Genomic DNA, 26,722 nt, shown 5'->3' with positions numbered 1-26,722 from the left:
GCGAGGGTGAAGTACGGCGAAAACAGTGAACGGCCTCACGCTTGCGCTGCCAGCCAATCCCGTACCTTGCGGGCGTTCTCGCTAAGCTCCCGGTTCTTCGGCCAAATGACGTAGAACGCCTTGCCGGTCTTGAGCACATGGTCCGTCACCGGCACCAACAGTCCCGTCGCCAGCATCCGCTCGGCAAGGTGGCGCCAGCCGAGCGCGATGCCTTGCCCTTCCATGACGCCCTGGATTACCAGCCCGTAGTCGTTGATGCGCAGGCCGCGCGCGGTATCGCCGAGACGGGCGCCGGCCGATTCGAACCACTCATTCCAGCTCGCCGCCTCGCGATAGGGCTCCTCGAGATGGATGAGACGGTGCGTGGCCAGTTCCGCGACCGATTTGGGCAGGCCGAACTTCGCCGCGTAGCTGGTGCCGGCGACGGGAAATATCTCCTCGTCGGCAAGCGGCAGCGAATGATAGTCCTGCCAGTCCCTCGGTTCGCCGCCGCGCACGGCAAGCGGGATGCCCTCTGCGATGATGTCAAGATCGCGGTCGGCGGTCTGGATGCGCAGATCAATGCCCGGCAGTTCGTCGCGGAACTGCTGCAGCCGCGGCATCATCCAGAAGGAACCGAAGGCGGTTGAGGCGGCAAGCGTCACGTGGCCTCCGGTCGCCTGCAGGCGCAGATCCTCCGCCGACTTGCGGATGTGGGACAGGCCCAGCGAAACGTCGGCGTGGAAACGCTCGCCGGCCTCCGTCAGGCTGACCTGCCGGTGACGGCGCTGGAACAGCTTGGCGCCGAGCTGTTCCTCCAGCCCGCGTACCGCGTAGGAAACGGCGGCCTGGGTCATGCCGAGCTCTCGCCCGGCCGCGGTGAAGCTCGACAGGCGGCCCGCCGCCTCGAAGACGATCAGGCTGCCCGCCGAGGGAAGGAGGTGGCGCAGGTTTCGCATAAGCAGAGCTTATACAAGAGATCAGGATTTTCCAGCGTCACATTCCTGTTTTGTGCGTCTAGGCTGCGAGGTATAAGAGGAATGGAGTTGCCATGAACGCACCGGCCGCTGTGACCGAACACGCCAATCGTCGAGCCGGCGGCCGCCTGGGGCGCAAGGCGCTGCGGGGAGCTCCGGTAACGTCGTTTCCGACACTGGTCCGCCAAATCCCCGTCTATCAGATGGTGCCGGACGAGGCAGTGGAACTCATACACCAGGAATCGCTCGCCATCCTGGAGGACGTCGGATGCGAGTTCCGCGACGATGAGGCCATCGAAATGTGGAAGGCCGCCGGCGCGGACGTCTCCGAGACGAGAGTGCGGATCGACCGCGCTTTGCTGATGGAGCTCGTCTCAAAGGTGCCGTCGGAGTTCACGCTCAACGCGCGCAACCCTGAGCGTACGGTGCGCGTGGGCGGAAAGAATTCCATCTTCGTGCCGATGTATGGCGCGCCTTATGTGCGCGACCTCGACAATGTCAGGCGCTACGGCACGCTCGCCGACCTCAACAATTTCCACAAGCTCGCCTACATGGCGCCGGCCCTGCATTCCTCGAGCTCGATCATCTGCGAGCCGATGGAAATAGCGGTGCCCAAGCGTCACCTCCACATCATCCATTCGGCGCTGAAGCATTCCGACAAGCCGTTCATGGGCATCGTCACGTCGAAGGATCGGGCGGAAGACACGATGGCGATGGCGGGCATCGTGTTCGGTGACGATTACGTGCGCGACAACCCTGTGCTGGTGTCGATCACCAACTGCAATTCACCGCTGGTATGGGATGCCACCATGCTGGATGCGATGAAGGTCTATGCCCGTCACAATCAGCCGCTGATCCTGGCGCCCTTCGCGCTCTGCGGCGCCTCGACCTCGGCATCGGCCGTGGGGGCGGTGGCGCAGGTCAATGCCGAGGCGCTTGCCGGTGTAGCGTTCACCCAGCTCCTGCGTCCCGGCTCGCCTCAAGTCTACGGCCAGTTCATGGTCACGGTCGACATGAAGACCGGCGCTCCGATGGGCGGCACGCCGGAGGCCGCGCAGATGATGTACCTAATGGGCGCGCTGGCGCGGAAATACGGACTGCCGTGGCGCACGTCCGGCTTCCATGTCGGCTCGAAGCTGAATGATGCCCAGGCCGGCTACGAGGCGAACATGCTCATGCATGCCGCCATCCTTGCCGGCGCCAACTATATCTGGCACTCGGCCGGATGGCTCGAGGCGGGGCTCACCTGCGGCTATTCCAAGTTCGCGACCGACTGCGAACAGCTTGTCGGCTGGTACAAATATGCCGGCGGGCTGCCGTTCGACGATTTCAAGGAAGCCATGGCCGCCATTCGCGAGGTGGGGCCGCAGGGCCATTTCCTCGGCACACAGCACACGCTCGATCATTTCGAGCGGGCCTTCTTCATGCCCAGCATCATGGATTTCAACTCCTACGAACAGTGGAAGGCAGAAGGGGCGAAGGACCATGACACGCGCGGCCGCGAGAAAGCGCGCAACATGCTGGCCGATTATGAGGAGCCGAAGCTCGATGAGGGCATCGCGGACGGTCTCCGGGATTTTATCGCGCTGCGCGAGGAGAAACTGCCGGACAGCGTCAGCTGACAGGACGAAGACCTTAAGGGAACCACAAGGGAGGAAAAAATGACGCTTTTCAAAAGCAATGGTGATCGTGTTCCAGCCGCCATCGAGGCGATGGCAAAGGAGGCGCGTGCGGACCGGGTCGACCGGCGCGAATTCCTGGCGCTGGCAAGCGCCTTCGGGGCATCGACGGCTCTGGCCTATGGCATGATCGGCCTTGCCGCGCCGACAAACGCCTTGGCCGAGGAGCCGAAGAAGGGCGGAACGCTGCATGTCTCCATGTCGGTGAAGGCGCAGAAGGATCCGCGCACCTATGACTGGGTTGAGCTTGCCAACATCTCGCGCACCTGGCTGGAGCCGCTTGTGCGCTATACCAGGCAGTTCACCTTCGAGCCGGTGCTGCTCGAAAGCTGGGACATCAACGACGACGCCACCGAATATACGCTGCATGTGCGCAAGGGCGTCACCTGGAACAATGGCGATACCTTCAACGCCGATGACGTGGTCCACAATGTGACACGCTGGTGCGAGAAGGGCGTCGCCGGCAACTCCATGGCCGCGCGCGTCGGCGCGCTGATCGACGCCAAGACCGGCAAGGCGAGGGACGGCGCGATCACCAAGGTCGACGACAACACGGTCAAGCTGAAGCTCTCCGAGCCCGACATTTCGCTGATCCCGAACTTCACCGACTATCCGGCACTCGTCGTCCACCGCAACTTCGATGCCGATGGCGCCGATCCGATCAAGAAGCCGATCGGCACCGGACCCTTCGAACTGGTCTCTTACGATGTCGGCCAGAAGGCCGTCGTCAAGCGCCGCGAGAACGGCAAATGGTGGGGCGGCGAGGCTCCGCTCGACGGTGTCGAATTCATCGACTACGGCACCGACTTCAACGCCACGGTGAATGCCTTCGATTCCGGCGAGATCGACCTCAATTTCGAGTCGCCCGCCGATTTTATCGACATCCTCGACAAGATGGGGCTGGAGAAATCGGAGGTGGCGACCGCGACCACCCTGGTTGCGCGCACCAACGTCACGCACAAACCCTATGACGACAAGCGTGTTCGCAATGCGCTCCAGATGGCGGTCGACAACAACGCGGTGCTGCAGCTCGGCTACAGCGGTCGCGGCACGGTCGGCGAAAACCACCATGTCAGCCCCATCCATCCGGAATATTACCCGCTGCCCAAGAAGGAGCGTGATGCCGCCGGCGCCAAGAAGCTGATGGCGGAGGCGGGTCAGGCCGACTTCGAGCATGAGCTGATCACCATCGAGGATGATTGGCAGAAGAACACCGGCGATGCCATCGCGGGCCAGCTGCGCGAGGCCGGCATCAAGGTGAAGCGCACCGTGCTGCCGGGCTCGACCTTCTGGAACGATTGGACGAAATATCCCTATTCGATGACGATCTGGTACATGCGCCCGCTCGGCGTCCAGGTGTTGGCGCTCGGCTATCGCACTGGCGAGGCCTGGAATGAATCGGCCTATTCGAATCCCGAGTTCGACGCCAAGCTCAAGCAGGCGCTATCGCTGATCGACGTCGCCAAGCGCAAGGAGGTGATGAAGGATGTCGAGCAGATCCTGCAGGATTCCGGCGTCATCATCCAGCCGTTCTGGCAGAAGCTCTACAGTCATACGAGCAAGAAGGTGAAGAACTACGGCGTCCACCAGACCTTCGAAATGGACCTCCAGAACGTCTGGCTGGACGCCTAGCTGCAATGACTGGCGAATGCCGGCACCCTTTCAGGTGCCGGCTGTCCGGCAAAATCGAGTTTGGCTGCGGGCGCTGGCGCTCGGGTGCTGCCGCTAAGGCTTTTTGAGGAGCGGTACATGTCTGGGCAGGTCTTCAACCGGTTGTTCACGCCGATTGCCCTGCGCGGCAGGACCTTACGCAACAGGATCGTGTTCGGAGCCCATACCGCGAACATGGCGGTAGAGGGACTGCCGACAGAACGGCATGTCGGCTATTATGCCGAACGCGCTATCGGCGGCGCCGGCATGATCGTCGTCGAGCCAATGCCGGTACACCGGGCCGCCGTTCTTACCCGCGGCAACTTCCGTCCTTCCGACGACAGCGTGATCCCCCATTTCCGCAAAGTGACGGAAGCGATCCGCGGCAACGGCGCCGTCGCCATCCAGCAGCTCTACCATGTCGGTCAGCACGCGGACGCCGACAACTCGTTCCATGCCGGCTGGTCTCCTTCCGGACTGCCGAGTTATCACGATTCTGACGGTTCGCATCGAATGTCCGAAGCCGAGATCGAAGAAACGATCGACGGTTTCGTACAGGCGGCGCGCCGTTGCCGCGAGGCCGGTTTCGACGGCGTCGAGGTCTGGGCGGCGTATCATTCGATGCTGGACCAGTTCTGGACGCCCTGGTCGAACCGCCGCGACGACCGATGGGGCGGCAGCCTTCAAAATCGCACCCGGATGAGCCGTGAGGTGATGAGCAGAATTCGCCGGGAATGCGGCGACGATTTCATCATCGGCCTTGCGGTCAACGATGAACCGGAAGTCGAAGTGGCGCTGAAGCGCGAAGCATTGGCCGAGATAATCGACCTCCACGACCGCGATTCCTTGATGGATTATGTGACTTGTGGAACGGGCTCCTATTTCGATTTCTACAAGATCATCCCGACCTTTGTTTATCCGGAAAAGCTCGGCGCCGACCTGGCGTCCGTGCTCAAATCCACCGTGCGCCACGCGTTGATCACCGCCGAGAGCCACATCCGCACGCCCCAGAACGCCGAAAGCGTACTGAGCGAAGGCCACGCTGATCTGGTTTCCATCGTGCGTGGGCAGATCGCCGATCCGCACCTGGCCACAAAGGCTGCCGCCGGAAGGCCGGAAGACATTCGCGGGTGCCTGTCCTGCAACCAGATGTGCTGGGGCCGACGCAGCCGCGACTATTGGATCAGCTGCGTCATCAATCCCTCGGCGGGGCGGGAATGGGAGTGGGGTGGAGATCGCTTCGCCCCGGCTAGCCAACCCAAGCGCGTGCTGGTCGTCGGCGGCGGTCCCGCCGGCCTCGAAGCGGCGCGTGTAGCAGCCGAACGCGGTCACCGCGTTGCGCTGGCCGAGGCTTCCGACCGCCTTGGGGGGCAGTTCCGCCTTGCGGGGCTGCAACCGCGCCGCGCCCAGATTCTGGATCTGATCGACTGGTACCAGCGCCAGCTCAGCCAGCTCCAGGTCGACGTCCGGTACGGACAGTTTGTCGAGGCGGAGGATGTCGAGCGCGAAGGCGCGGATCACGTCATCATCGCAACCGGCTCGATGCCGCCGGACGGCGCTTTCCAACGGGCATTGCCGCAGTGGGAAAGCATCCCGGGGGGCGGGCTGGTTCTCTCGGCCGAAGCCGTGATGGCCCGTGAGGCGAGGCCAGGCAAAAATGTTATCTTGCTCGACGATGGCGGCAATTGGAAAGGGTGCGGCACCGCCTGGAAACTCGCCGAGGACGGTCACAATGTGACGCTTGTGACACCTGACGCCCTGGTTGGCAAAGAGCTTCAGCGAATGGCCGTCGACGCGCCGCTGCGCCGCGCACTCGCCAGGCTGCGGGTGCGGTTTCTGACCGAGAGCGCCATCGTTCATTGGGACGGCAAGGCGGCCAGGGTCGCTTCCCTGCTCTACGGAACCGAGCAGGACGTCGAAGCCGATGCGCTGGTCTTCGCCACGACGAGTATGGCAGCCGACATGCTTTCCATCGAACTCGACAGGCGCAAGATTGCCCACACTTCGATTGGTGATTGCGCCGCTTCAAGGCAGGCGGCTTTTGCAATCCATGATGGCCGCAAGGTGGCGCTTGGTCTCTGATCGCAGTCTTGGCACGCGCGCCTGTCGGATGACCTGCACCGGCGGCGAGCCGCCCTCGGGCTTCATGAGCCGCAAAAAAGCCGATATGCAGGATGCGTGCTACTGGATTGCGCCAAGCCATCAAAAGCCGGAGATTCTGCATGAGACTGACAGTGCTCCTTGCCGCCCTTTCGACGGCCTTTCCCGCCGTCGCCCTGGCCGGTCCGGCGTCGGACGCCGTGAGGTTCTTCTATGTTCCGGAGGTCAAGTTCGAGGCCGACGCAAAATACCGGGATCGCTTCACCGAGCCGGTGACGAAACTGTTCGACCTCAACGATCAGGCAACGAGGAAGAATCCGGACCAGGTCGCCTGCATCGATTTCGACCCGGGCCTCGATGCGCAGGATTTCGACCAGAAGACCGTCTCCAAGACCCTGAAAGTATCCGAGATGGTGGATGGCGACACCGCCCAGGTGGTGGCGAGCTTCAGTCTCTTTCCGGAAGGAGACGATGCACAACGCGAAATGCACTGGTCGCTGAAGAAGATCGACGGCAAGTGGAGGATATCGGACATCGCATCGAAGACCAATGACTGGACGCTGAGCCAGCTCGAATGCCTGGCGGGCCAAGATCCGGAGTGATCCGATGGCCCGCCGCCGGTTCTTGGCACTGTCGGCCGTGTGCATGATGATGGCGGCGGACTTGAGTAGCGGCGCCGCGCAGGGGCTGCTCGGCGCGCCGCCGGCAAACGCTCCGGCGGCCACCGCGCCCGATGACAACGAGTCGCCGCCACCTCGCGGAGCCGCCGAGCCGGCAACGCCACCGGCTGCCTCGCCGAGCGAACCTGCCGTCCCAATTCAGCCGGGCTCGCCGACAGCGGTGGTCCGGCCATTCTACGACCAGGTCGGCTTGGAGGTCGATCCGTCGCAGCGCCGCCATTTCGTCGATCCGGCGAAAACGGTGCTCGACAAGAGCGATGCGCTGCGCAAATCCGGGCAGGGCGAGTGCCTCGACCCCAACATGGCGCTCGACAATGCCGACTATGACAAGGACGAGATCGACAAGAGCCTGAAGACTATCGAGGCGATCAATGGCGACCAGGCCAAGGTCATCGTCGCCTTCGTCGTCGCCGGCAACGCGCACCGCCTCGAGTGGAAGTTCAAGAGGGTCGACGGCGAATGGAAGATATCGGACCTCTTGTCGGTGACCGGTGAATGGGCACTCAGTCAGTACCAATGCGAATGATGGTTCGAGCTAGCCTCGCCCGCGATAGGGTGCCACTCCGGTCTCAGGCAGCCAGGCGCCTTCCGGCGGCGCGCCCGTCTGCCAGAACACGTCGATCGGAATGCCGCCGCGTGGATACCAATAGCCGCCGATGCGCAACCATAGCGGGCTCGTTGCCGCCACGATGCGGCGGCCGATCATGACGGTGCAATCCTCATGGAAAGCACCATGATTACGGAACGAGGTCATGAACAGCTTGAGCGACTTCGATTCCACCAGAGCAGCGTCGGGTGCGTAGTCGATGACGATGTGGGCGAAATCAGGCTGGCCGGTGACCGGGCACAGCGACGTGAATTCCGGGCAGGTGAAGCGCACGATGGCCGGCGGGCCGTCGCCGCGCGAAAACGGCACGGTTTCCAGGACCGCCGCTTCCGGGCTCTGTGGCGTCTCGACATGCGCGCCGAGCTGGGTGAGGGTTTTGGTATCGATCATGGACGGCTCCTTGCCTGCCTGTCGCCGGAAGCACGATTCCATGGCGGTCGGCGCGAAACGAAGGTTGGAATAAACGCCGCAATCCATTCAGGGGCGGCGCATCTGGCCGCTCAATAACATAATTTGAACCCGCAGGAAGACGATGACCAGCAACGATCCGCTTCTCCAGCCCTATCAGCTCAAACATCTGACGTTGAAGAACCGGGTGATGTCGACCAGCCACGAGCCCGCCTATTCGGAAGACGGCATGCCCAAGGCGCGCTATCGGCTCTACCACACGGAGAAGGCCAAGGGCGGCATGGCGCTGACCATGACCGCCGGCTCGGCCATCGTCTCGCGCGACAGCCCGGCCGCCTTCGGCAATTTGCATCTCTATGATGACGGGATTGTGCCATGGCTCGCGGAACTGGCCGACGCCTGCCACGAGCATGACTGCAAGGTGATGATCCAGATCACCCATCTCGGCCGTCGAACCGGCTGGAACAAGGCCGACTGGCTGCCCGTGCTGTCGGCTTCGCCGGTGCGGGAGCCGGCGCATCGCGCCTTTCCCAAGACCATCGAGGATTGGGATATCGAGCGCATCGTTTCCGACTATGCTTCCGCCGCGCAGCGCTGCCAGGCCGCCGGTCTCGACGGCATCGAATTCGAGGCTTACGGCCATCTGATGGACGGCTTCTGGTCGCCGGCCACCAACCATCGCGACGACGAGTTTGGCGGCTCGCTCGACAACCGGCTGCGCTTCACCGACATGGTGCTCGACGCCGTGCGGGCGGCGGTCGGCGAGAAATTCGTCGTCGGCATTCGCATGGTCGCCGACGAGGATTTTTCGCAAGGTCTCTCGAAAGAGGAGGGCGTCGAGATCGCCAGGCGGCTGGCCTTATCCGGCAAGGTCGATTTCCTCAACATCATCCGCGGCTCGATCGAGACCGACGCGGCATTGACGAAGGTCATTCCGGTGACCGGCATGCGCTCGTCGCCACATCTCGACTTCGCCGGCGAGGTGAGGGCGGCGACGAAATTCCCGACTTTCCACGCGGCGCGAATTTCCGACGTCGCCACCGCGCGCCACGCCATCGCCACCGGCAAGCTCGACATGGTCGGCATGACCCGCGCCCACATCGCCGACCCGCACATCGTCCGCAAAGTGATGGAAGGGCGCGAGCACGAAATCCACCCGTGTGTCGGAGCCGCCTACTGTCTCGACCGCATCTACGAAGGCGGCGAGGCGCTATGCATCCACAACGCGGCGACCGGCCGCGAGGCGGACATTCCGCATATCATCACCAAGGCCGAGGGACCAAAGCGAAAAGTCGTCGTCATCGGCGCTGGTGCAGGCGGACTGGAAATAGCGCGCGTGGCCGCCGAGCGCGGACATCAGGTGACGGTGCTGGAGGCATCGGGCCAAGCCGGCGGGCAGGTCAGGCTGGCGACGCAGAATCCGCGCCGCAAGGAGTTGATCGGCATCGTCGATTGGCGGCTGGCCGAACTCGACCGGCTCGGCGTCGAGATCCGCTACGACAGTTGGGCGGAGAAGGACGACGTTCTGGCGCTGTCGCCGGAGGTCGTGGTGATCGCCACCGGCGGACTGCCGCAGAATCCCCCGCTGGCGGCGGGCGACACTCTCGTCACGTCGAGCTGGGACATCATGGCTGGCAGCGTCAAGCCGGCTGAAAACGTGCTGCTCTATGACGACAATGGCGGCCATCAGGGAATGGGCGCTGCGGAACTCGTCGCGGCTGCCGGTTCGAAGCTGGAACTGGTTTCGCCGGAGCGATTCTTCGCGCCGGAAATGGGCGGCATGAACCACGTACCCTACATGCGCGCCTTCCAGGAGAAGGGGGTCATCATCACGATCAACACAAGGCTGCGCTCGGTGCGCCGCGAGGGCAATCAACTGGTTGCCGAGCTTGCCTCCGATTTCGCCGACGGCTGGCGCGGCGAGCGGCGGGTCGACCAGGTGGTGGTAGAACACGGCACGGCGCCGCTCGACGACCTTTACCTCTCGCTGAAGTCATTGGCGAAGAACGGCGGCGCCATCGACTATGAGCGGCTGGTGAGTGGCGGCGACATTTTTCCCGAGCGCAATCCGGAGGGCTCTTTCGTGCTGTTCCGCATCGGCGATGCCGTCGCCTCGCGCAACATCCACGCCGCCATCTATGATGGGATCCGGTTTGGGCTGAGGATTTGAAAGGCTGCCATCGCTAACAATTCCGGGGAAAGTTGAGGCGCGCAACGGAACCTCCGCAAGGAGAGCCATCTGCTGCCTTGGTTCGTTGCGCGCCGCGCACGCCGCCTGCTTGCGCCGGCACCGTACGGTCCGTGATCAGAACATTCTGGCGGTGGCCATGCAGAGCACGGTGAGAACCAGAAGCCAGGCGGCGATTCGCTCGCCTTGGGCCATCTTCGCGCGCAGGGCAGGTTCGGTGGCCGCGTCGGCGCCAGCAAGCTGCGTGCTGGTGCGGCGGACCATGGTGCTGAGTACGCCAGCCGCGGCGAAGGCGGCAACGATGCCGAGCGCCAGCACCATTTCCGTCGAGCCGAAATAGGCGCCATGGAAGAAATACCAGAGCAGCGCACCGGTGAGAAACACCATGCCGGCCGCTCCCATTTGCGGCCCAATGAAGCGTTCAGCCCGGATCTCGGGGTCGCGCGCCAGCGTGATGGTGGTGCCGGCCCAGAACACCCCCGCCATGACGTGAAGACCGATGGTGATGATGTAGACATATTGCATACCAGCTCTCCTCTCTTGCCCGCCGTCGCCCAAATAGTTAGATATCTAACTGTTAGATGTCAATGTATAAAAGGACGCCAGTTCCATCCGTGGAAAACACCGTCTAGTGTCTTGCCATGACGCCCTTTGAACGCCCGCCGGTCGGCATGAATCTCGGCCGCACCGCCAAGCTTGTTGCACAGGCCTTCGACACCGCTTTGGTTGAAGCGGGCGGCACGTTGCCCGTCTGGCTTACTCTGCTGTCGGTCAAATCGAGCGAGCTAGCCAACCAGCGCGAGCTCGCCGGAATGATCGGCATACAGGGAGCGACGCTCACCCATCATCTGAACGCGATGGAGGCGCAAGGATTGCTGACGCGCCGCCGCGATCCCGTCAACCGCCGGGTCCATCTGGTCGAATTGACAGAGGCCGGAGAAGCGATGTTCGAGACACTGCGCAAGGCGGCGATTGCCTTCGACAAGCGACTGCGTGCCGGCCTGTCAGACGACAGGCTGGCGGAGTTTGCGCAGGTACTGGCGACCTTGCGGGCCAATGTGGAAAGCTGACGAAGGCGCGCCGCGTGAATCTCTTTCGACATGACGCGCTTTAGGAATCACCGCTCAGTCGTCATAGCTCTGGATTGTGCCAAAAGCATAGCCGCGCTGCTTCAGCGCGGTGATCAGCTGGGTCAGTTTCGGCTTGCCGTCGAAGCTGTCCTGGAACATCTCGTCATGCATGAGCAGGATCATCTTTCCGCGCTTGACGAAGCGGCCATAGCCGAACAGGTGATCGATCTCGCTGACCAGGTGGTCGACGCTCTGCACCGGCTTGCCTGTGTCGTCATGCACCCACTCATGGTCCCAGCCATAGAGATAGAACCCGGAGGCGGCGACGAATTCGTAGTCCGGCTCCTCCCGGCCTTCCTGCGCAAGGCCGAGCGAGGTGTCGTTCTTCGACATTGAGGGCAGCCTGAACACGTCGCGCCCAGGCAGCCTCGCATGAACCGCCGGAGCGAGCCCAAGCACGACGTTGGCCCGCAGCATGTCGGCCACAACGCCTTCGGTATCGGCATAGAAATGTTGGTAGCGGTTGTTGGCGTGGCTGTAGCTGTGATTGCCGACCGTCACCAGCGGCAGAGCTTTTGCGCGTCTGACCAATGCCTTGTTGCCCGCGCTCGCCTGCGCATGCATGCCGACCATGAACAGCGTCGCCGGCACCTGCTGCGCCTCCAGCACGTCGAGGATGTTGCTGGTGCCGTTCAGCGGCCCGTCATCGAAGGTCAGATAGATGGTGCGATCCGCTGCGTAAGCGGGAAATGCGGCGAGCATGGTCAGCAAAGCAAGCAGAAGCGGCATGGGGACTACCCGTTTGCGATCGTCACAGGGGCCATCTCGGTGATGAGTTGTCAAGCGCGGGTAAGGGCAGCCTACGCCAGGCTTCCCTGCAGCACCGTCAGCCTGGCCTTCTTCGGCATGCGGGCGCTCAGCCAGTCACGGGCTTTGTCCTGCGGCATCGGGAAGGCGATGGAGTAGCCCTGCACCTGGTCGCATCCGATCGCCATCAGTGAATCGAGTTCGGCTTCGGTCTCGGCGCCCTCCGCGACGATCGAGATGCCAAGGCCGCGCGCGAGCTCGGTGATGGCGCGCACGATCTTGGAGTTGTCACCGTTCTCATGGATGTTCTGGACGAAGCGGCGATCGATCTTCAGCCGGTCGATCTCGTTGGGATTGACGTGGCTGAGCGAGGCGTAACCGGTGCCGAAATCGTCGAGCTCAAGATGGACGCCCGCGGCCCTGATATGGCGTAGCTTTGCCGCGATGCCTGTCTTCTCGTCATCGAGAATGACGGATTCGACGATTTCCAGCGACAGTTTCTGCGGCGGCAGGCCGGCCTTCTCGAGCGTCTCGAACAGGAAAGCGTCGAAGTCGTGCTCGCGCAATTCGGTTCCGGATACGTTGACCGCAAGCCGTCCGAAAGCAATGCCGGCGCGGTTCCATTCGGCGGCTTCGTTGATGGCCTTGCTGATGACGATGCGGCCGATATCAGGCATGAAACCGCATTTCTCGGCGACGGGAATGAATTCGCCAGGCGAGATCATGCCGCGCTCGGCGTGGTTCCAGCGCACCAGCGCCTCGATGCCGCTGATCGTCCCGTCGCTCAGTGAAACCTGCGGCTGGAAATAGACCTGGAATGCCCGCTGTGAAATGGCGAGCTTGATGTCGTGCTCAAGTTGCTTGCGATAATCGAGTTCGCGACGCAATTCCTCGGAGAAGAACGAGAAATTGCCGCCGCCCATCTTCTTGGCGGAGTAAAGCGCCAGATCGGCGTGGACCAGCAGGTCCTGGGCGTTGTCGGCGTCGATCGGATAGACGGCGATGCCGCCGCTGGCGCCCGGCAGAATGGTCGTGCCCTGGAAGACGATCGGCTCGTTGATGTGCGCAAGAATGCGCCGTGCCAGCATGTTGATGTCCTCGGTGCCGCCGGCGCCGTTGAGGATCATCACGAACTCGTCGCCGCCGAGGCGCACGCACAGATCCGACGCCCGGCAGGAATCGCGCATGCGCTGGGCCGTGATGACCAGCACATAGTCGCCGGCGGCGTGGCCGAGCGTGTCGTTGATCTGCTTGAACCGGTCGAGATCAAGCTGCACCACCGCAAGACGTTCGCGCCGACGATGCGCGCTCTTGATCAGCGTGTCGAAATGGTCGGTCAGGAATGTGCGGTTGTGCAGACCGGTCAGCCCGTCATGAACGGCGATGAAAGCCATCGAATTTCGTGCGTCGACGAGTTCGCGCGTCTTGCGCAGGATCGCGTTCGACATGGGTCGGAAGATGAACAGTGCCACCAGCACGATGACGCCGATCGTGGCGTAAAACAGCGTGCGGTGCAGATCGAGCATCTTTTCGGATCGTTCGTCGGCGAAAGCGCTGATGCGCTGGCCAAGCGCCGAATAGCCCGACAATGTTGCGTTGGCGACCGAGGCGTCGAGGGTGACGCGTTCGTAGCCGCCCTTGTAGCCGCCATTGTCGCCGAGCGCGAGTTGCGACGAGAATGCCGATATCAGGCGTTCGCCATTGGCGACCAGCCCGACGGAAAAATAGTCGAGATGAAAAGGCTTGCCGAAAAGGACGTTCTCGATCGTCTTCGGATCGAGCCTGGCCGGCGACTTTGGATCGGCGGCCGTCTGCTTGAGCAGAAGGTCATAGTTGGTTTCGAACTCCGCCGTCGCCTGCTTGAGCGCGTTGACGAGCGCCGGCTGCTTGTCGCGCGAAGCAGCACCGGTCGCACCGGCGAGGAAGACGATGCGCTGCGACAGCGTCTTTTGCGTGCTGACGATATCGAGCAGCGTATGGTTGTGCCGTTGGGTGGCCATCACCTGCTGCAGCAGGATGAAGGAAGCCACCACCATGGCGGCGATGATCAGCAGCGCCAGCCAGTAGCCGGCCTTGATCAGCAGTATGAGCTTGCCTGAAACGGTTTGCACCGGCTGCTGCGACATCTTGGGGGGCGGCCCTCTCGCCAACGGATTCCTGTATGAGCACCATTGAACCGCAAACATTAACAGGACTGGAAATCGACGGCTCGCCGACAAGGGGAAAGACTTAAAGATCGCGAAATGGTTATCGGCCTCTTTCGCGGCCGGTCCGTATTTGAACATTCGCCGGCCCCAATGTGATCCGGATCGTCTCTCGAGCCATGCCTGCGGCATCGGTTCGACATTGCCCAGCCACCTGATCCGGTCGCTTTTGCGGTGGATTTTTTGTGCGTGCGGGACGACAGTCTGCCCACGTCAAACGAGGCACGATCATGACCGCAGCATTTCTCTCCCATATCGACGGCGAACTTGAGGGGCTCAGATCGGCCGGACTGTACAAGTCCGAGCGGGTGATTTCCTCCACGCAGTCGGCTGAGATCGAGGTCGGCGGCGAGAAGGTACTGAATTTCTGCGCCAACAACTATCTCGGCCTCGCCGACAGCCCCGACCTGCGCGAGGCGGCGAAGCACGCGCTCGACCGCTACGGCTACGGCATGGCTTCGGTGCGTTTCATCTGCGGCACGCAGGAGGAGCACAAGCAGCTGGAAGCGACGATATCGTCCTTTCTCGGCATGGACGACACCATCCTCTACGGCTCCTGCTTCGACGCCAATGGCGGCCTGTTCGAGACGCTGCTCGGCGAGGAGGACGCCATCATCTCCGATGCGCTGAACCACGCCTCCATCATCGACGGGGTCAGGCTGTCCAAGGCCAAACGCTTCCGCTACGCCAACAACGATATGGCGGATCTCGAGGCGCGGCTGAAGGAGGCGAAGGATTGCCGCTTCCGGCTGATCGCCACCGATGGCGTGTTCTCGATGGATGGCATCATCGCCAATCTCGCGGGTGTGTGCGATCTGGCCGAAAAATACGATGCCATGGTCATGGTCGACGACAGTCACGCGGTCGGCTTCGTCGGCAGGAACGGCCGCGGCTCGGCTGAGCATTGCGGCGTCGAGGGCAGGGTCGACATCATCACCGGTACGCTTGGCAAGGCGCTGGGCGGCGCTTCCGGCGGCTACACGTCCGGCAAGAAACAGGTGGTCGACTGGCTGCGCCAGCGCTCGCGGCCCTATCTGTTTTCCAACACGCTGATGCCGGCGATTGCCGGCGCCTCGATCAGAGTGTTCGACATGATCCGCAATGGCGATGCCTTGCGCGAGCGCCTATATGCCAATGCGGAACGGTTCCGGATCCAGATGGGCAAGCTCGGCTTCACGCTGGCGGGCGCCGGTCATCCGATCATCCCGGTCATGCTGGGCGATGCCAGCTTGGCGCAGGAGATGGCGGCGCGCATGCTGGAGCGCGGCATCTATGTCATCGGCTTCTCCTTCCCCGTGGTGCCAAAGGGCCAGGCGCGCATCCGCACCCAGATGTCGGCCGCGCATTCCAGCGCCGACATCGATCGGGCGGTCCAGGCTTTCGGTGCGGTTGGCAAGGAACTAGGTGTGATTTCCTGAGCGACCGGCACCGCAAACCGCATCCGGATCAATAGATTCAAGGGACAAAAGAATGTCGAACATGATGAAGGCGCTGGTGAAGGCCAAGGCCGAGCCGGGCATCTGGATGGAAGAGGTGCCGGTGCCGGAAATCGGCCCCAACGACGTCCTGATCAAGGTGAAGAAGACCGCGATCTGCGGCACAGACGTCCACATCTACAATTGGGACCAGTGGGCGCAGAAGACGGTGCCCGTGCCGATGGTGACCGGCCATGAATTCGTCGGCACCGTTGCGGATTTCGGCGCCGCGGTCACCGAATACAAGGTCGGCCAGCGTGTGTCGGGAGAAGGCCACATCGTCTGCGGACATTGCCGCAACTGCCGCGCGGGCAGGGGGCATCTCTGCCGCAACACGCTCGGCGTCGGCGTCAATCGCCCGGGCGCGTTCGGCGAGTACCTGGCGATCCCGCAGCACAATGTCGTGCCGATCCCCGACGATGTGCCGGACGAGATCGCTGCGATCTTCGACCCGCTGGGCAATGCGGTTCACACCGCATTGTCCTTCGATCTGGTCGGCGAGGACGTGCTGGTCACCGGCGCCGGCCCGATCGGCATCATGGGCGCGCTGGTGGCACAATGCGTCGGCGCCAGGAAGGTCGTTATCACCGATATCAATCCGGTTCGGCTGGATCTTGCGCGCAAGCTTGGCGTCCAGCATGTCGTCGACGCCTCCAAGGAAAAACTGCGCGACGTGATGCCGGCGCTCGGCATGACGGAAGGTTTCGATGTCGGCTTGGAGATGTCGGGGGCAGCCCCCGCCTTCCGCGACATGATCGACACCATGAACAATGGCGGCAAGATCGCCATCCTCGGCATTGCGCCGACCGGGTTCGAGATCGACTGGAACAAGGTCATCTTCAAGATGCTGCATCTCAAGGGCATCTATGGCCGCGAGATGTTCGAGACCTGGTACAAGATGATCGCCCTGGTCCAGGGCCCGCTCGACGTTTCAGGCCTGATCACCCACCGCATCGGCATCGATGATTTCCAGGTTGGGTTCGATGCGATGCGCAGCGGCAGTTCGGGCAAGGTGGTGATGGACTGGTAATTGATGCGCTGGGAGTTTCAGCCTTTGAGGCAGGCGGTGCTAGAGTCGCCTGGTTTTCAGCCATCGCACCTGTCGCCATGCGCGCCGCAATGCAGTTGCGGCGGCGCCGATCGCAATGATGGCGAGCGCGAGCGTCAACACTTCGTTGTGGCCATTCCAAAGGAATTCTCCGGCCGATAGCAGTGCCGCGACGGTTGCAACTGCCATGCGATGTGGCTTGGCCATCGGTCCGGTGAAATCGCTCGGCCCCTCGTTGGCCCGCCCCAATTCCCGTACATAGGCGGTGAGAACCGAAAAACAGGCCGCCGCCCAGCCTAGGCCAGGCATGCCGATGCCGTAGCCTATGCCGACCATGATGGCGATATCGGCGATCCTGTCCGGGAACTCGTTCCAGAACGGCCCGTCGGCCGACGCCTTGCCGCCCTCGACTGCGACCATGCCATCGAACAGATTGCACAGCAGGCGAAGCTGGCAAAACAGCGCCGCGCCCAGCAACAGGAGCAAACGAGAAGTGCCCCCGCTCTGCCCGCCAACCCAGAAGGCCACGCCTGCCAGCGCGCCGGCGAGGATACTGGCCTGCGAAATCCGGTTGGGGGTCACGGAGAGTGCGGCGAGACGTCTGGCCGTCGCTTGTGCCCAGCGTGTGTCGCGGCTTGCAAGTGGTCTGCGATCGCCCGTGCTCATCACTGTCTCATCGCGTTTCGGAACGTGGATCGGTCGCGGGTCGCTGCAAACCTCAACCACTCTGAAAGATCGCGCGAATGGAATGTCATGACAGCGACCAGAAATAACGCGTGAGATGGAAGAAGATCGGAGCGGAGAAGACCACCGAATCCAGCCGATCTATCAGGCCGCCGTGGCCGTCGATCAGATGGCCCCAATCCTTCACGCCGCGGTCACGTTTGATGGCGGACATCACAAGGCCGCCGAAAAAACCCATCAGCGTGATCAGGAAGGCCATCGCGCCCGCTTGAAGCGGAGAGAACGGCGTGATCCACCACAGGCCAGCGCCGACGAGGCTGGCGCTCGCAACGCCGCCGAGGAAACCTTCAAGCGTCTTGGACGGCGAAAGGTTTGGTGCGATCTTCGTACGCCCGATCGCCTTTCCCCAGATATATTGCAGCACGTCGCTCAATTGCACGACGATGACAAGGAAGGCTATCAGAAGCACATTGCGGCCATCGTAGCCGGGAATATGCAACGTCAGAAGAGCCGGGACGTGGGAGGCACAGAAAACACAGATCATCAGTGCCCATTGCACCTCGGCAATTCGAACGAGGAAGTGCTGGGTGTCGCCCCGTATGGCCGAGATGATGGGCATCAACAGGAAGGCGTAGACCGGGATGAAAACAGAAAAGATCTCGTAGTCCTCGATCCAGAGCAGCACATACTGTACCGGCAGCACGAGGAAAAACGCCGTGGCCAGCGCCCAGTGGTCGGCACGCCGGGTATTGGTCAGCGTCACGAATTCGCGAAGTGCGGCGAAGGAACAGAAGCCGAAGAGAAGCAGGACGCCGATCCGCCCGGCGATGAATGCTATGGCGATGAGAATCGCCATTACCCACCAGGCATTGATACGGGCGTTGAGGTTCTCGATGGCTGGATTGGAGCCTTCCGGCGACAGCCGTCGCTCCAGGATATGCCCCACGAAAGAGGCCACGAGCAGGATCCCGCAGACGCCGAGCACGAGAACCATCATATCGAATTGGGTTGAGTTCATTCCGCTGCCTTTTTCGGTGCCAGCGCCAGCAGCGCCCCACGTGCCCGCTCGAGGAACATATCCTTGCTCTCGCCGTCAGCCAGGTGCATTGCCTCGCCGAACGTCACCGTGCAAATCAGCGGGATAGGCACGAATTCCCCTTTCGGCATCACCCGGTTGAGATTGGCGATCCATACCGGCACCAACTCGAAATCCGGGTGCGATGCCGCCAAATGGAACAGGCCGGACTTGAATGGCTGCAAGGACGCGTCGGATTGGTTGCGCGTGCCTTCCGGGAAGAGAATGAGCGAAGAGCCTTCTCTCATCGCCTCTCCCATGCTTTCGACAGGATCCATCGTGCGTCCATGGCGATTGCGCTCGATCAGGACGGCATTGAAAACGTCGCGGCCGATGAAGGCCCGGACTTTTGATTTCAGCCAATAGTCGGCGCCCGCTACGGGACGCACCCTCCGACGCAGGCGCGGCGGCAGAACAGCCCAGATCAAGATGAAATCGCCATGGCTGGAATGATTGGCAAAGAAGATCGAGCGACGCCGAGGCAATCTGCCTTCATGCCAAAACGGCCGCACAGCGGTGATAGCTCTGGCAAACAGCAAGACGACCACGGCCACCGGCCTCGCGAGCAGCGACTTCATCCTTCCCCCCAATTCGCCCGTCGATGATCACTGGCTTACATACAGCGCTGAAAATCCGCCATCGGGCAAGCAGGGATCGAAAATGACCGCCAGACCGTCTCTGCTTCAAGGCGCTGTCGCGTCGAGCCACCGTCTCCTATTCTATCTGGCGATAGCCGCTATCTCAGACCCAACGCGCTTTCCAACGACGCGACGCCTTTGACGATGGAGGCTTGCTGGTCGGCCCTCAGCTGGGCCAGCAACTCCCGTTCGAACGCCTTCGCCAGCGGCACCATCTCGCTATAGGCCGCAAGTCCGGCCCGGGTCAGCGCCAGGTGCTCGACGCGGCGATCGTTCTCGTCAGTGGTTCGGATGAGCCAGCGGCGACGCTCAAGCTCCGCCACAGCACGCGAAACCTTTGTCTTGTGCATCGCCGACTGCGCGCCGAGTTCCGTCGCGGTCATTGTGCCGTGCTGGCCAAGCCCCGAAAGCGTACGCCATTCCGGCCGCGTGAGGCCGTGACGCTCCTTGTAGATCCGGGAGAATTCGCGGCTTATGGCATCGGCCAGCCGATACAGCCTGTAGGGCAGAAAGCTTTCGAGTTCCAGGATTTCGGATTCCATGACCAGCCATCGGGAAATGCCCGCGCACGGCATTGATAGTTACATTTTCGATGGTTACAAATGAAACCAATTTGGTCAAGCATTCGCGAGGAGGAAGCGATGGCCTTTTCCTACATGCCGGGCTTCGGCAACGATTTCGAAACCGAACGCCTGCCGGGTTCGCTGCCGCACGGGCGCAATTCACCGCAGCGGCCGGCCTACGGCCTCTATGCCGAGCAGCTCTCCGGTTCGCCCTTCACCGCGCCGCGTGGCACCAATGAGCGCTCCTGGCTTTATCGCATCCGGCCGAGCGTCAAGCATACCGGGCGCTTCAAGTCGGTGAGTTATCCCTTCTGGAAAAGTGCGCCCAATGTCGGCGATCATGAGCTGGCGCTCGGCCAGTATCGCTGGAGCCCGGTGCCGATGCCGAAGGAGCCGACCGATTTCATAGCCGGCATGCGCTCGATCACCACCGCCGGCGACGTTCTTGGGCAGACCGGCATGGCGGCGCATGTCTATCTCGCCAATAAATCGATGGTCGACGACCATTTCTTCAACGCCGACGGCGAGTTGCTGGTGGTGCCGCAGGTGGGCGCCTTGCGCTTCGTCACCGAGATGGGCGTCATCGAGCTCAGGCCGGGTGAGATCGCGGTGCTGCCGCGCGGCCTCGTCTTCAAGGTCGAACTGGTCGATGTCGAAGTGCGCGGCTATGTCTGCGAGAACTACGGCGCCAAGCTGACGATGCCCGACCGCGGCCCGATCGGCGCCAATTGCCTGGCCAATCCGCGCGATTTCAAGACGCCCTGCGCCTGGTTCGAGGAGAAGGAGACGCCCTGCCGGCTGACCGTCAAATGGTGCGGCCATTTTCATGCCACGGAAATAGGCCATTCGCCCCTTGATGTGGTGGCGTGGCACGGCAACTATGCGCCCTACAAATATGATCTGGCGACGTTTTCGCCGGTTGGTGCGATCCTCTTTGATCACCCCGATCCGTCGATCTTCACGGTGCTGACCGCGCCGAGCGGCGAGGAGGGCACCGCCAACATCGATTTCGTCATCTTCCCGCCGCGCTGGCTGGTGGCCGAAGACACGTTCCGTCCGCCCTGGTATCACCGCAACATCATGAGCGAGTTCATGGGTCTGATCCACGGCCAGTACGACGCCAAGGAAGAGGGTTTCGTCCCCGGCGGAATCAGCCTGCACAATCTGATGCTGGCCCATGGCCCGGACGCGCCTGGCTTCGAAAAGGCCTCCCGCGCGGATCTGAAGCCCGTCAAGCTCGACAACACCATGGCCTTCATGTTCGAGACCCGGTTCCCGCAGATGCTGACCCGCTACGCCGCCGAACTCGACACCAGGCAGGACAATTACATCGACTGCTGGGCCGATCTGAAGAAGCGCTTCAATGGCACGCCCGATGGCGATTGGTCCTGAATGGATCGCTGCCGTCGGAAAACTGCCTTCAGGAAAGTTAAGCCGGCGGCTTGACGATTGCCCATAACAGCTTTGTTGTGGGCCAAGCGGCGCAAGGCCGCGTCAGGAGAGGAAACCGCATGAAGCTTGCTACATTGAAGAACGGGACGCGCGACGGAAAGCTCGTCGTCGTCTCGCGCGATCTTACACGCTTCACCGATGCCTCCTTCCTGGTGCCGACATTGCAGGCGGCGCTCGACGACTGGCGGCGGATTTCGCCGCATCTGGCCGCAATGGCGGAGTCGCTCGAGAACAATGCGGTGCCGTCAGCGCGCTTTCACGAACACAATGCCCATTCGCCGCTGCCGCGCGCCTATCAATGGGCTGACGGTTCGGCCTATGTGAACCATGTCGAGCTGGTGCGAAAGGCGCGCGGCGCCGAAATGCCGGCGAGCTTCTGGACGGACCCGCTGATTTATCAGGGCGGCTCCGACAGCTTCATCCCGCCGCGAGACCCGATCCGCATGGCCGACGAGGCCTTTGGCATCGACATGGAGGCGGAAGTCGCGGTCGTTGTCGATGATGTGCCGATGGGCGCCGGCCTCGAAAGGGCACGGGAGGCGGTTCGCCTGGTGATGCTGGTCAACGACGTGACGCTGCGTGCCATCACCGGACCGGAACTCGCCAAGGGGTTTGGCTTCTTCCAGTCGAAGCCGTCTTCAGCCTTCTCGCCGGTCGCGGCGACGCCGGACGAGCTGGGCGAGGCTTGGGACGGCGGTAAGGTCAGCCTGCCGCTGCTTGCCGACCTCAACGGCAAACCTTTCGGCCGGGCGAATGCCGGCGTCGACATGACCTTCGATTTCCCAGCGCTCATCGTCCATGCGGCGAAAACACGGCCGCTGGCGGCCGGCACCATCATCGGCTCCGGCACCGTCTCCAACAAGCTCGGCGGCGGGCCTGGCAAGCCTGTCTCAGCCGGCGGCGCAGGCTATTCCTGCATCGCCGAACTGCGCATGATCGAGACCATCGAGAGCGGAGAGCCGAAGACGCCGTTCCTGCGTTTCGGCGACACGGTGCGCATAGAGATGAAGGACAAGGCCGGGCATTCGATCTTCGGCGCCATCGAGCAGACGGTCGAGAAATATGAAGGGTGAGAGCCGCAAGTTGAAGAATGAACCTGCTTGACCATCTGCGCCGCATGGCCGGCAACAATCTTTGGTCGAACGACCGGCTTTACCGGGCCGTGCTCGCGCTCAAGCCGGGCGAATTCGCGGCCGGGCGCACCGGCTTCTTCCCGTCGATCAAAGCGACGCTCAACCACATACTGGCGGTCGATCTTCTCTACCTCGATTTTCTTGAGGAGGGCGGCGTTGGCGCTCCGGTGTACGATGATTTCGTGCCGTTCGACAACGCAGCCGATTTGTCAGCGGCCCAGATCAGGTTCGACCGCAGGCTGATCACCTTCTGCCATGCCCTGTCGGAGGCCGATATCGACCGCCATGTCATCACCGATCGGCGCGGGGACGGTATGATCCCGGAGAGGATCGGCGATATCCTCGCCCATCTTTTCCTGCATGACATCCACCATCGCGGCCAGGTGCACGCGATGCTGTCCGGCACGTCGGTCGCGCCGCCGCAACTCGACGAATTCCTGCTCGATTATGACCTCAGGCTCAGGAGTGCCGAGGTGGAGCGGCTAGGCCTGGGCGATCAGACCAATGCAACGTCATAGGCTGAGAAATGCCGATCTGCTGTGACCAATGTCAGGCCTTCAATTTGAGCTTGTGCAATAAGCAGACGATCAAAGGGATCGCGATGATGGAGCGGCAAATGCCGAAGCCTCGCTGCGTGGAGTTCGTTTACACCAGGGATTGGAATCCCGTTCGATCGCAGTATGTCCACGATGTCGCCTGAGAGCGTGACTTGCCGAGCGATCTCTTGATGGCAATCTCCGCTACCGAGATGGCGCTGACGATCATATCCTTGCCTGCGACAAAGATGTCGCGATGATGATCCGAAAGACGTGAATCTGCGTTGAGCACCCAAAGCAAATGTGAGTGTCGACCAGATATTTGCGGCTCATTTAATATACTCGTCCCATTCGGGACCAAGTTCATCAAAATCATCCGATATCCAAATTTGGCCTTTCAGGGCTCCCAACAGGCGCTTGCTGCCGCCGGGCCGAGCGGGAGCACTCAAGGTCGCGACCACCTCTCCATGCCGGGTCAGATGGATTTCTTCGCCGGCCTGGGCACGCTTTAGCAACTCGGAGAACTCGGCCTTCGCTTTCGCCATCGGCAAAACCAATTATGACCTGAATTCAGGTCATAATTGGCCGAACCGCAAGAACTCCGAGTCCATCAGACTATTCCGCCGCCTGCACCTTGATCACGCCGCGCTTGATCTGGTCCTGCTCGATCGATTCGAACAGTGCGCGGAAATTGCCTTCGCCAAAGCCTTCGTCGCCTTTGCGCTGGATGAATTCGAAGAAGATTGGTCCGATCACGGTCTTGGAGAAGATCTGCAAGAGGATCTTCGTCGTGCCGCCGTCGACCACGCCTTCGCCGTCGATCAAAATGCCATGCTTCTTCATGCGTTCGATCGGCTCGTCATGGCCGTTCACGCGTGCATGCGACATCTCATAATAGGTCTCCGGCGGGCCGGGCATGAATTTCAGCCCATTGGCGGCAAGTTTGTCGGTTGCCTCGTAGATCGCGTCGGTTCCCACCGCTATGTGCTGGATGCCCTCGCCATTGTACTTCTTCAGATATTCGGCGATCTGGCTGGTGTCGTCCTTGGATTCGTTGAGCGGAATGCGGATCTTGCCGCAAGGTGAGGTGATCGCCCGGCTGACCAGCCCGGTGATCTTGCCGTCGATGTCGAAGAAATGGATCTGCTTGAAGCCGAACAGGTCGCGGTAGAAATCCCACCATTTGTCCATGTTGCCGCGATAGACATTGTGCGTGAGGTGGTCGAGGAAATAGAAGCCGACGCCTTCCGGCCTGGGGTCACGTTTGCCCAGCCATCCGAATTCGGCATCATAGGCCGAACCCTTCTCCCCATAGGTTTCGATGAAGTAGAGCAGCGAGCCGCCGATGCCAACGATCGCCGGCACGTCAAGCGCCTTGTCTGCGCCTTCGTAGGGCGTGGCTCCTTTCGATACAGCGTGTTCGAAGGCATGTTTGGCGTCCACGACCCGCCATGCCATCGAGGCGGCGCATGGGCCGTGCTTGTCGACGAACTTCATCGCATGCGAGCCCGGCTCGGCGTTGACGACATAGTTGATGTCGCCCTGGCGCCAGACGGTGATGTCCTTGGTGCGGTGCTTTGCCACCGCTACATAACCCATGCGGGTGAACAATTCGGCCAGCTTCCGCGGCTCCGGATGTGCGAATTCGACGAATTCGAAACCATCGGTGCCGGCGGGGTTGGCCTTGCTGATCTTGGCGGGTGGAGCGTCGTGCGGAAAGGGACCCATGATTATCCTCCGGGAGCGGGCATTGGCCTAGGCCGTCTCATGTCATCATAGCGCCGGCGCGCCGCACGGTGCTTGCATTCAAACGCTTGAAATGTTTACCTGATGCGTGAAATGTGCACGATCTGAGAAAATATCATGGATGACGCGCGCCTTGATCAGTTTGATCGCAAGATACTGGCGCTGTTGCAGGGTGACGCGCGGCTCACCAACAACGATCTTTCGGAGCGGGTGAACCTCTCGGCCTCGCAGTGCTCGCGCCGCCGCCAGCGGCTGGAGGAGGACGGCTACATCAAGGGCTATCGCGCCGTGCTTGACCGCGACCGGCTGGGCTTTTCGCTGGTCAACGTCATCTCGGTGACCTTGGCCACTCACAACCGCGACAATGCGCGGCGCTTCGGCGAACTCGTGGCGCGGCTGCCCGAAGTGCAGGAGGCGCACGCGCTGACCGGCGAAATGGACTACATCTTGAAAGTTGTCACGCCTGACCTGAAATCGCTGTCGGATTTCGTCAATGGCGTACTCTTGCCGCACGAATCCGTGCAGCACGTCAAGACGGCGATTGTGCTCGAGACGCTCAAGGAAACGGGCGCGCTGCCGATCTAACCCTTCGACTGCTGGATCAGCCCATAGAGATTGGTGCAGCGGGCGCCGGAACGGCAATAGGCAAAGACCGGGCCTTCCAACTCGTCGAGCGCTTGTCCCTGGTCCTCGACATTCTCGGCCGTGATCTGGCCGCTGATGACGGGGATGTAGCGGAAGGCAAGCCCGGCAGCCTCGACTGCGGCCTTGAGCGTGTCGGCCGAAGGCTGGCCGGGCTGCTCGTCGTCCGGCCGGTTGCAGATCACGCTCTTGAAGCCGGCTGCCTTGATGGCGGCGACGTCCTCGGGCTGGATCTGGCCCGAGACCGAATAGTCCTCGCTTATCTGGCGGTATTCCATTGTGGTGTCCTCGCAATCTGGTTGGGCAGTCTTGCCACTCCCCGGCGCGGGCGGCAATCCACGCCGAGGGATTTCTCTGCCAAATAGCGAGTGCCGACTGGAAAATCCAACCGGGTCTCTGGGCCCGGTTGGAGCGAACGGCTCAACTGCCGAGGATCGCGCCTTTGATCTGCGTGATGTTGTTGTGCATCATGTCGATATAGGTCGAGGCCGGGCCGTCGGGCTGCGACAGCGCGTCCGAATAGAGCGTGCCGCCGACCTTGATGCCGGTCTCGCTGGCGATCTGCTCGATCAGGCGGGGGTTGGTGATGTTCTCGACGAAGATCGCCGCCGCCTTGTCCTGCTTGACCTGCTCGACCAGCTTGGCGACGTCGGCGGCCGACGGCTCGGAGTCCGTCGAGATGCCCTGCGGCGCGAGGAAGATGAGGCCGTATTCGTGCTCGAAATAGCCGAACGCGTCATGCGAGGTGATGACGACGCGCTTCGCCTGGGGGATGGACTGGATCGCCGCCTTCACTTCGCCTTCGAGCGCGTCGAGCTTCTTTGTGTAGGCCGCGGCATTGGTCTGGTAGCTGACGCAGCCGTCATTGTCGGCCGCGCAGAACGCCTCGGCAATGTTCTTCACATAGATCCTGGCGTTGGCGATCGACTGGAAGGCATGCGGATCGGTGACCGTCTTGCCGCCGCCGGTACCCGCGCCCTCGGCTGCGTCCGCATCGGCGAATTCCGGCTTGAAATCGATCGGCGTCACGCCCTTGGTCAAGGTGACGATCGAGGCCTTGGTGGCGCTGGCATCGACCAGGCGCTGTAAAAAGCCCTCGAAATGCAAGCCGTTGACCAGCACCAGATCGGCGCCCGCCATCGCGACCGCATCGGCCGGGCTCGGCTCGTAGACATGCGCATCGCCGTCGGGTCCCACGATCGTGGTGATGTTGACGCGGTCGCCGCCGACATTCCTGGCGAAATCGGCAATGACAGTGAAACTTGCGACCACTTTCAAGGGCGCCGCAAAGGCCGACGATGCGCCGAAAGCAGTTAATGTTATAACGCTCATCACCAGGGCGGCGCGGAACGATTTCAACATGGGCGGTCTCCTTCAGAGG

General features: G+C 62.1%; 27 protein-coding genes. 13 read left to right on the top strand and 14 right to left on the bottom strand.

Features of this window, described 5'->3' with window-relative positions; translation table 11 throughout:
- Nucleotides 1–35: 35 nt before the first annotated feature.
- On the bottom strand, nt 36–938 hold the full coding sequence (locus tag FJ964_RS03960; protein WP_140549163.1) for a LysR substrate-binding domain-containing protein: 903 nt from the start codon (nt 936–938) through the stop codon (nt 36–38).
- Nucleotides 939–1,030: 92 nt separating this feature from the next.
- Between FJ964_RS03960 and FJ964_RS03955 the strand changes: the two genes are divergently transcribed.
- The 5 genes from FJ964_RS03955 to FJ964_RS03935 all read left to right on the top strand — a co-directional run bounded on the left by FJ964_RS03955 (nt 1,031) and on the right by FJ964_RS03935 (nt 7,591).
- Nucleotides 1,031–2,578 (top strand): trimethylamine methyltransferase family protein, encoded by a 1,548-nt coding sequence (locus tag FJ964_RS03955; RefSeq protein ID WP_140549162.1) that lies wholly within the window; start codon nt 1,031–1,033, stop codon nt 2,576–2,578.
- A gap of 39 nt (nt 2,579–2,617) precedes the next feature.
- The gene (locus FJ964_RS03950) at nt 2,618–4,267 is read left to right on the top strand and encodes an ABC transporter substrate-binding protein (RefSeq protein WP_140549161.1); all 1,650 of its coding nucleotides are present in this window, start codon (nt 2,618–2,620) and stop codon (nt 4,265–4,267) included.
- A gap of 117 nt (nt 4,268–4,384) precedes the next feature.
- Complete coding sequence (locus FJ964_RS03945) at nt 4,385–6,367, top strand: FAD-dependent oxidoreductase (RefSeq protein ID WP_140549160.1); 1,983 nt, start codon at nt 4,385–4,387, stop codon at nt 6,365–6,367.
- Nucleotides 6,368–6,507: 140 nt separating this feature from the next.
- A complete protein-coding gene (locus FJ964_RS03940) occupies nt 6,508–6,987 on the top strand; it encodes a DUF3828 domain-containing protein (protein WP_140549159.1) in 480 nt (159 codons plus the stop codon).
- 4 nt (nt 6,988–6,991) lie between these two features.
- Nucleotides 6,992–7,591 (top strand): hypothetical protein, encoded by a 600-nt coding sequence (locus FJ964_RS03935; protein WP_140549158.1) that lies wholly within the window; start codon nt 6,992–6,994, stop codon nt 7,589–7,591.
- A 9-nt stretch (nt 7,592–7,600) separates the two neighbouring features.
- Here FJ964_RS03935 and queF read toward each other — a convergent pair whose 3' ends face one another.
- Nucleotides 7,601–8,062, bottom strand: coding sequence for a preQ(1) synthase (gene queF / locus FJ964_RS03930; protein WP_140515582.1), 462 nt, complete (start codon nt 8,060–8,062; stop codon nt 7,601–7,603).
- Nucleotides 8,063–8,204: 142 nt separating this feature from the next.
- On the opposite strand from queF, the gene FJ964_RS03925 reads away from it, so the two are divergent.
- Complete coding sequence (locus FJ964_RS03925; RefSeq protein WP_140549157.1) at nt 8,205–10,250, top strand: NADH:flavin oxidoreductase; 2,046 nt, start codon at nt 8,205–8,207, stop codon at nt 10,248–10,250.
- 135 nt (nt 10,251–10,385) lie between these two features.
- Here FJ964_RS03925 and FJ964_RS03920 read toward each other — a convergent pair whose 3' ends face one another.
- Nucleotides 10,386–10,793 carry a hypothetical protein gene (locus FJ964_RS03920; protein ID WP_140549156.1) on the bottom strand — a complete coding sequence of 136 codons (408 nt, stop codon included), beginning with the start codon at nt 10,791–10,793 and terminating at the stop codon, nt 10,386–10,388.
- 146 nt (nt 10,794–10,939) lie between these two features.
- On the opposite strand from FJ964_RS03920, the gene FJ964_RS03915 reads away from it, so the two are divergent.
- On the top strand, nt 10,940–11,338 hold the full coding sequence (locus FJ964_RS03915) for a MarR family transcriptional regulator (RefSeq protein WP_224556790.1): 399 nt from the start codon (nt 10,940–10,942) through the stop codon (nt 11,336–11,338).
- 54 nt (nt 11,339–11,392) lie between these two features.
- Here FJ964_RS03915 and FJ964_RS03910 read toward each other — a convergent pair whose 3' ends face one another.
- Together FJ964_RS03910 and FJ964_RS03905 are read right to left on the bottom strand one after the other, a co-directional pair.
- Complete coding sequence (locus FJ964_RS03910; RefSeq protein WP_140549154.1) at nt 11,393–12,127, bottom strand: polysaccharide deacetylase family protein; 735 nt, start codon at nt 12,125–12,127, stop codon at nt 11,393–11,395.
- Nucleotides 12,128–12,198: 71 nt separating this feature from the next.
- Nucleotides 12,199–14,271, bottom strand: coding sequence for an EAL domain-containing protein (locus FJ964_RS03905; RefSeq protein ID WP_140549153.1), 2,073 nt, complete (start codon nt 14,269–14,271; stop codon nt 12,199–12,201).
- Nucleotides 14,272–14,579: 308 nt separating this feature from the next.
- Here FJ964_RS03905 and FJ964_RS03900 point away from each other — a divergent pair, with 308 nt between their 5' ends.
- Together FJ964_RS03900 and tdh are read left to right on the top strand one after the other, a co-directional pair.
- Nucleotides 14,580–15,767 (top strand): glycine C-acetyltransferase, encoded by a 1,188-nt coding sequence (locus FJ964_RS03900; protein WP_140549152.1) that lies wholly within the window; start codon nt 14,580–14,582, stop codon nt 15,765–15,767.
- A 52-nt stretch (nt 15,768–15,819) separates the two neighbouring features.
- The gene (tdh, locus tag FJ964_RS03895) at nt 15,820–16,854 is read left to right on the top strand and encodes an L-threonine 3-dehydrogenase (RefSeq protein WP_140549151.1); all 1,035 of its coding nucleotides are present in this window, start codon (nt 15,820–15,822) and stop codon (nt 16,852–16,854) included.
- A gap of 39 nt (nt 16,855–16,893) precedes the next feature.
- Here the strand turns inward: tdh and FJ964_RS03890 are convergent, their stop codons facing one another.
- The 4 genes from FJ964_RS03890 to FJ964_RS03875 all read right to left on the bottom strand — a co-directional run bounded on the left by FJ964_RS03890 (nt 16,894) and on the right by FJ964_RS03875 (nt 19,811).
- The gene (locus FJ964_RS03890) at nt 16,894–17,541 is read right to left on the bottom strand and encodes a CDP-alcohol phosphatidyltransferase family protein (protein WP_181172350.1); all 648 of its coding nucleotides are present in this window, start codon (nt 17,539–17,541) and stop codon (nt 16,894–16,896) included.
- An 82-nt stretch (nt 17,542–17,623) separates the two neighbouring features.
- Nucleotides 17,624–18,574: a phosphatidate cytidylyltransferase gene (locus tag FJ964_RS03885; RefSeq protein WP_140549149.1), complete on the bottom strand. Its 951-nt coding sequence runs from the start codon at nt 18,572–18,574 to the stop codon at nt 17,624–17,626.
- Nucleotides 18,571–19,209 (bottom strand): lysophospholipid acyltransferase family protein, encoded by a 639-nt coding sequence (locus FJ964_RS03880; RefSeq protein ID WP_140549148.1) that lies wholly within the window; start codon nt 19,207–19,209, stop codon nt 18,571–18,573. Before FJ964_RS03880 ends, FJ964_RS03885 begins: the two co-directional genes overlap by 4 nt.
- 158 nt (nt 19,210–19,367) lie before the next feature.
- The gene (locus FJ964_RS03875; RefSeq protein ID WP_140549147.1) at nt 19,368–19,811 is read right to left on the bottom strand and encodes a MarR family transcriptional regulator; all 444 of its coding nucleotides are present in this window, start codon (nt 19,809–19,811) and stop codon (nt 19,368–19,370) included.
- Nucleotides 19,812–19,910: 99 nt separating this feature from the next.
- Between FJ964_RS03875 and hmgA the strand changes: the two genes are divergently transcribed.
- The 3 genes from hmgA (at nt 19,911) to FJ964_RS03860 (ending at nt 22,935) form a co-directional block, all read left to right on the top strand.
- A complete protein-coding gene (gene hmgA, locus FJ964_RS03870) occupies nt 19,911–21,224 on the top strand; it encodes a homogentisate 1,2-dioxygenase (RefSeq protein ID WP_140549146.1) in 1,314 nt (437 codons plus the stop codon).
- A 119-nt stretch (nt 21,225–21,343) separates the two neighbouring features.
- Complete coding sequence (locus FJ964_RS03865; protein WP_140549145.1) at nt 21,344–22,357, top strand: fumarylacetoacetate hydrolase family protein; 1,014 nt, start codon at nt 21,344–21,346, stop codon at nt 22,355–22,357.
- Between the two features lie 17 nt (nt 22,358–22,374).
- Nucleotides 22,375–22,935: a DinB family protein gene (locus FJ964_RS03860; protein WP_140549144.1), complete on the top strand. Its 561-nt coding sequence runs from the start codon at nt 22,375–22,377 to the stop codon at nt 22,933–22,935.
- Here FJ964_RS03860 and FJ964_RS31285 read toward each other — a convergent pair.
- The 3 genes from FJ964_RS31285 to hppD form a co-directional block, all read right to left on the bottom strand.
- On the bottom strand, nt 22,914–23,105 hold the full coding sequence (locus tag FJ964_RS31285) for a type II toxin-antitoxin system VapC family toxin (protein WP_224713235.1): 192 nt from the start codon (nt 23,103–23,105) through the stop codon (nt 22,914–22,916). The genes FJ964_RS03860 and FJ964_RS31285 overlap by 22 nt on opposite strands.
- A gap of 177 nt (nt 23,106–23,282) precedes the next feature.
- Entirely contained in the window at nt 23,283–23,498 is a 216-nt protein-coding gene (locus tag FJ964_RS03850; protein WP_224713234.1) for a type II toxin-antitoxin system prevent-host-death family antitoxin, read from the bottom strand.
- A gap of 70 nt (nt 23,499–23,568) precedes the next feature.
- Nucleotides 23,569–24,681, bottom strand: coding sequence for a 4-hydroxyphenylpyruvate dioxygenase (hppD, locus tag FJ964_RS03845; protein WP_140549142.1), 1,113 nt, complete (start codon nt 24,679–24,681; stop codon nt 23,569–23,571).
- A 135-nt stretch (nt 24,682–24,816) separates the two neighbouring features.
- Between hppD and FJ964_RS03840 the strand changes: the two genes are divergently transcribed.
- Nucleotides 24,817–25,284 carry an Lrp/AsnC family transcriptional regulator gene (locus tag FJ964_RS03840; protein ID WP_140549141.1) on the top strand — a complete coding sequence of 156 codons (468 nt, stop codon included), beginning with the start codon at nt 24,817–24,819 and terminating at the stop codon, nt 25,282–25,284.
- On the opposite strand, the gene FJ964_RS03835 is transcribed toward FJ964_RS03840, so the two are convergent.
- Nucleotides 25,281–25,619, bottom strand: coding sequence for a TIGR01244 family sulfur transferase (locus tag FJ964_RS03835; RefSeq protein ID WP_140549140.1), 339 nt, complete (start codon nt 25,617–25,619; stop codon nt 25,281–25,283). The genes FJ964_RS03840 and FJ964_RS03835 overlap by 4 nt on opposite strands.
- Before the next feature lie 142 nt (nt 25,620–25,761).
- The gene (gene aztC / locus FJ964_RS03830) at nt 25,762–26,703 is read right to left on the bottom strand and encodes a zinc ABC transporter substrate-binding protein AztC (RefSeq protein WP_140549139.1); all 942 of its coding nucleotides are present in this window, start codon (nt 26,701–26,703) and stop codon (nt 25,762–25,764) included.
- Between the last annotated feature and the right edge of the window lie 19 nt (nt 26,704–26,722).

The sequence above is a fragment of the Mesorhizobium sp. B2-3-2 genome (genome assembly GCF_006442295.1).
Lineage (GTDB): Bacteria > Pseudomonadota > Alphaproteobacteria > Rhizobiales > Rhizobiaceae > Mesorhizobium.
Note: the sequence above shows the minus strand (reverse complement) of the source record. Positions and strands in the feature narration are given on the sequence as shown.

What these genes read in the sequence shown, in the direction of transcription:
- FJ964_RS03865 (WP_140549145.1), top strand. Translation starts at nt 21,344, where the DNA reads ATGAAGCTTGCTACATTGAAGAACGGGACGCGCGACGGAAAGCTCGTC.
- hmgA (WP_140549146.1), top strand. Translation starts at nt 19,911, where the DNA reads ATGGCCTTTTCCTACATGCCGGGCTTCGGCAACGATTTCGAAACCGAA.
- aztC (WP_140549139.1), bottom strand. Translation starts at nt 26,703, where the DNA reads ATGTTGAAATCGTTCCGCGCCGCCCTGGTGATGAGCGTTATAACATTA.
- FJ964_RS03945 (WP_140549160.1), top strand. Translation starts at nt 4,385, where the DNA reads ATGTCTGGGCAGGTCTTCAACCGGTTGTTCACGCCGATTGCCCTGCGC.
- FJ964_RS03905 (WP_140549153.1), bottom strand. Translation starts at nt 14,271, where the DNA reads ATGTCGCAGCAGCCGGTGCAAACCGTTTCAGGCAAGCTCATACTGCTG.
- FJ964_RS03955 (WP_140549162.1), top strand. Translation starts at nt 1,031, where the DNA reads ATGAACGCACCGGCCGCTGTGACCGAACACGCCAATCGTCGAGCCGGC.
- FJ964_RS03960 (WP_140549163.1), bottom strand. Translation starts at nt 938, where the DNA reads ATGCGAAACCTGCGCCACCTCCTTCCCTCGGCGGGCAGCCTGATCGTC.
- FJ964_RS03850 (WP_224713234.1), bottom strand. Translation starts at nt 23,498, where the DNA reads ATGGCGAAAGCGAAGGCCGAGTTCTCCGAGTTGCTAAAGCGTGCCCAG.
- FJ964_RS03860 (WP_140549144.1), top strand. Translation starts at nt 22,375, where the DNA reads ATGAACCTGCTTGACCATCTGCGCCGCATGGCCGGCAACAATCTTTGG.
- FJ964_RS03900 (WP_140549152.1), top strand. Translation starts at nt 14,580, where the DNA reads ATGACCGCAGCATTTCTCTCCCATATCGACGGCGAACTTGAGGGGCTC.
- FJ964_RS03840 (WP_140549141.1), top strand. Translation starts at nt 24,817, where the DNA reads ATGGATGACGCGCGCCTTGATCAGTTTGATCGCAAGATACTGGCGCTG.
- FJ964_RS03935 (WP_140549158.1), top strand. Translation starts at nt 6,992, where the DNA reads ATGGCCCGCCGCCGGTTCTTGGCACTGTCGGCCGTGTGCATGATGATG.
- FJ964_RS03885 (WP_140549149.1), bottom strand. Translation starts at nt 18,574, where the DNA reads ATGAACTCAACCCAATTCGATATGATGGTTCTCGTGCTCGGCGTCTGC.
- FJ964_RS03940 (WP_140549159.1), top strand. Translation starts at nt 6,508, where the DNA reads ATGAGACTGACAGTGCTCCTTGCCGCCCTTTCGACGGCCTTTCCCGCC.
- queF (WP_140515582.1), bottom strand. Translation starts at nt 8,062, where the DNA reads ATGATCGATACCAAAACCCTCACCCAGCTCGGCGCGCATGTCGAGACG.
- hppD (WP_140549142.1), bottom strand. Translation starts at nt 24,681, where the DNA reads ATGGGTCCCTTTCCGCACGACGCTCCACCCGCCAAGATCAGCAAGGCC.
- FJ964_RS03910 (WP_140549154.1), bottom strand. Translation starts at nt 12,127, where the DNA reads ATGCCGCTTCTGCTTGCTTTGCTGACCATGCTCGCCGCATTTCCCGCT.
- FJ964_RS03880 (WP_140549148.1), bottom strand. Translation starts at nt 19,209, where the DNA reads ATGAAGTCGCTGCTCGCGAGGCCGGTGGCCGTGGTCGTCTTGCTGTTT.
- FJ964_RS03915 (WP_224556790.1), top strand. Translation starts at nt 10,940, where the DNA reads ATGAATCTCGGCCGCACCGCCAAGCTTGTTGCACAGGCCTTCGACACC.
- FJ964_RS03835 (WP_140549140.1), bottom strand. Translation starts at nt 25,619, where the DNA reads ATGGAATACCGCCAGATAAGCGAGGACTATTCGGTCTCGGGCCAGATC.
- FJ964_RS03920 (WP_140549156.1), bottom strand. Translation starts at nt 10,793, where the DNA reads ATGCAATATGTCTACATCATCACCATCGGTCTTCACGTCATGGCGGGG.
- FJ964_RS03925 (WP_140549157.1), top strand. Translation starts at nt 8,205, where the DNA reads ATGACCAGCAACGATCCGCTTCTCCAGCCCTATCAGCTCAAACATCTG.
- tdh (WP_140549151.1), top strand. Translation starts at nt 15,820, where the DNA reads ATGTCGAACATGATGAAGGCGCTGGTGAAGGCCAAGGCCGAGCCGGGC.
- FJ964_RS03950 (WP_140549161.1), top strand. Translation starts at nt 2,618, where the DNA reads ATGACGCTTTTCAAAAGCAATGGTGATCGTGTTCCAGCCGCCATCGAG.
- FJ964_RS03875 (WP_140549147.1), bottom strand. Translation starts at nt 19,811, where the DNA reads ATGGAATCCGAAATCCTGGAACTCGAAAGCTTTCTGCCCTACAGGCTG.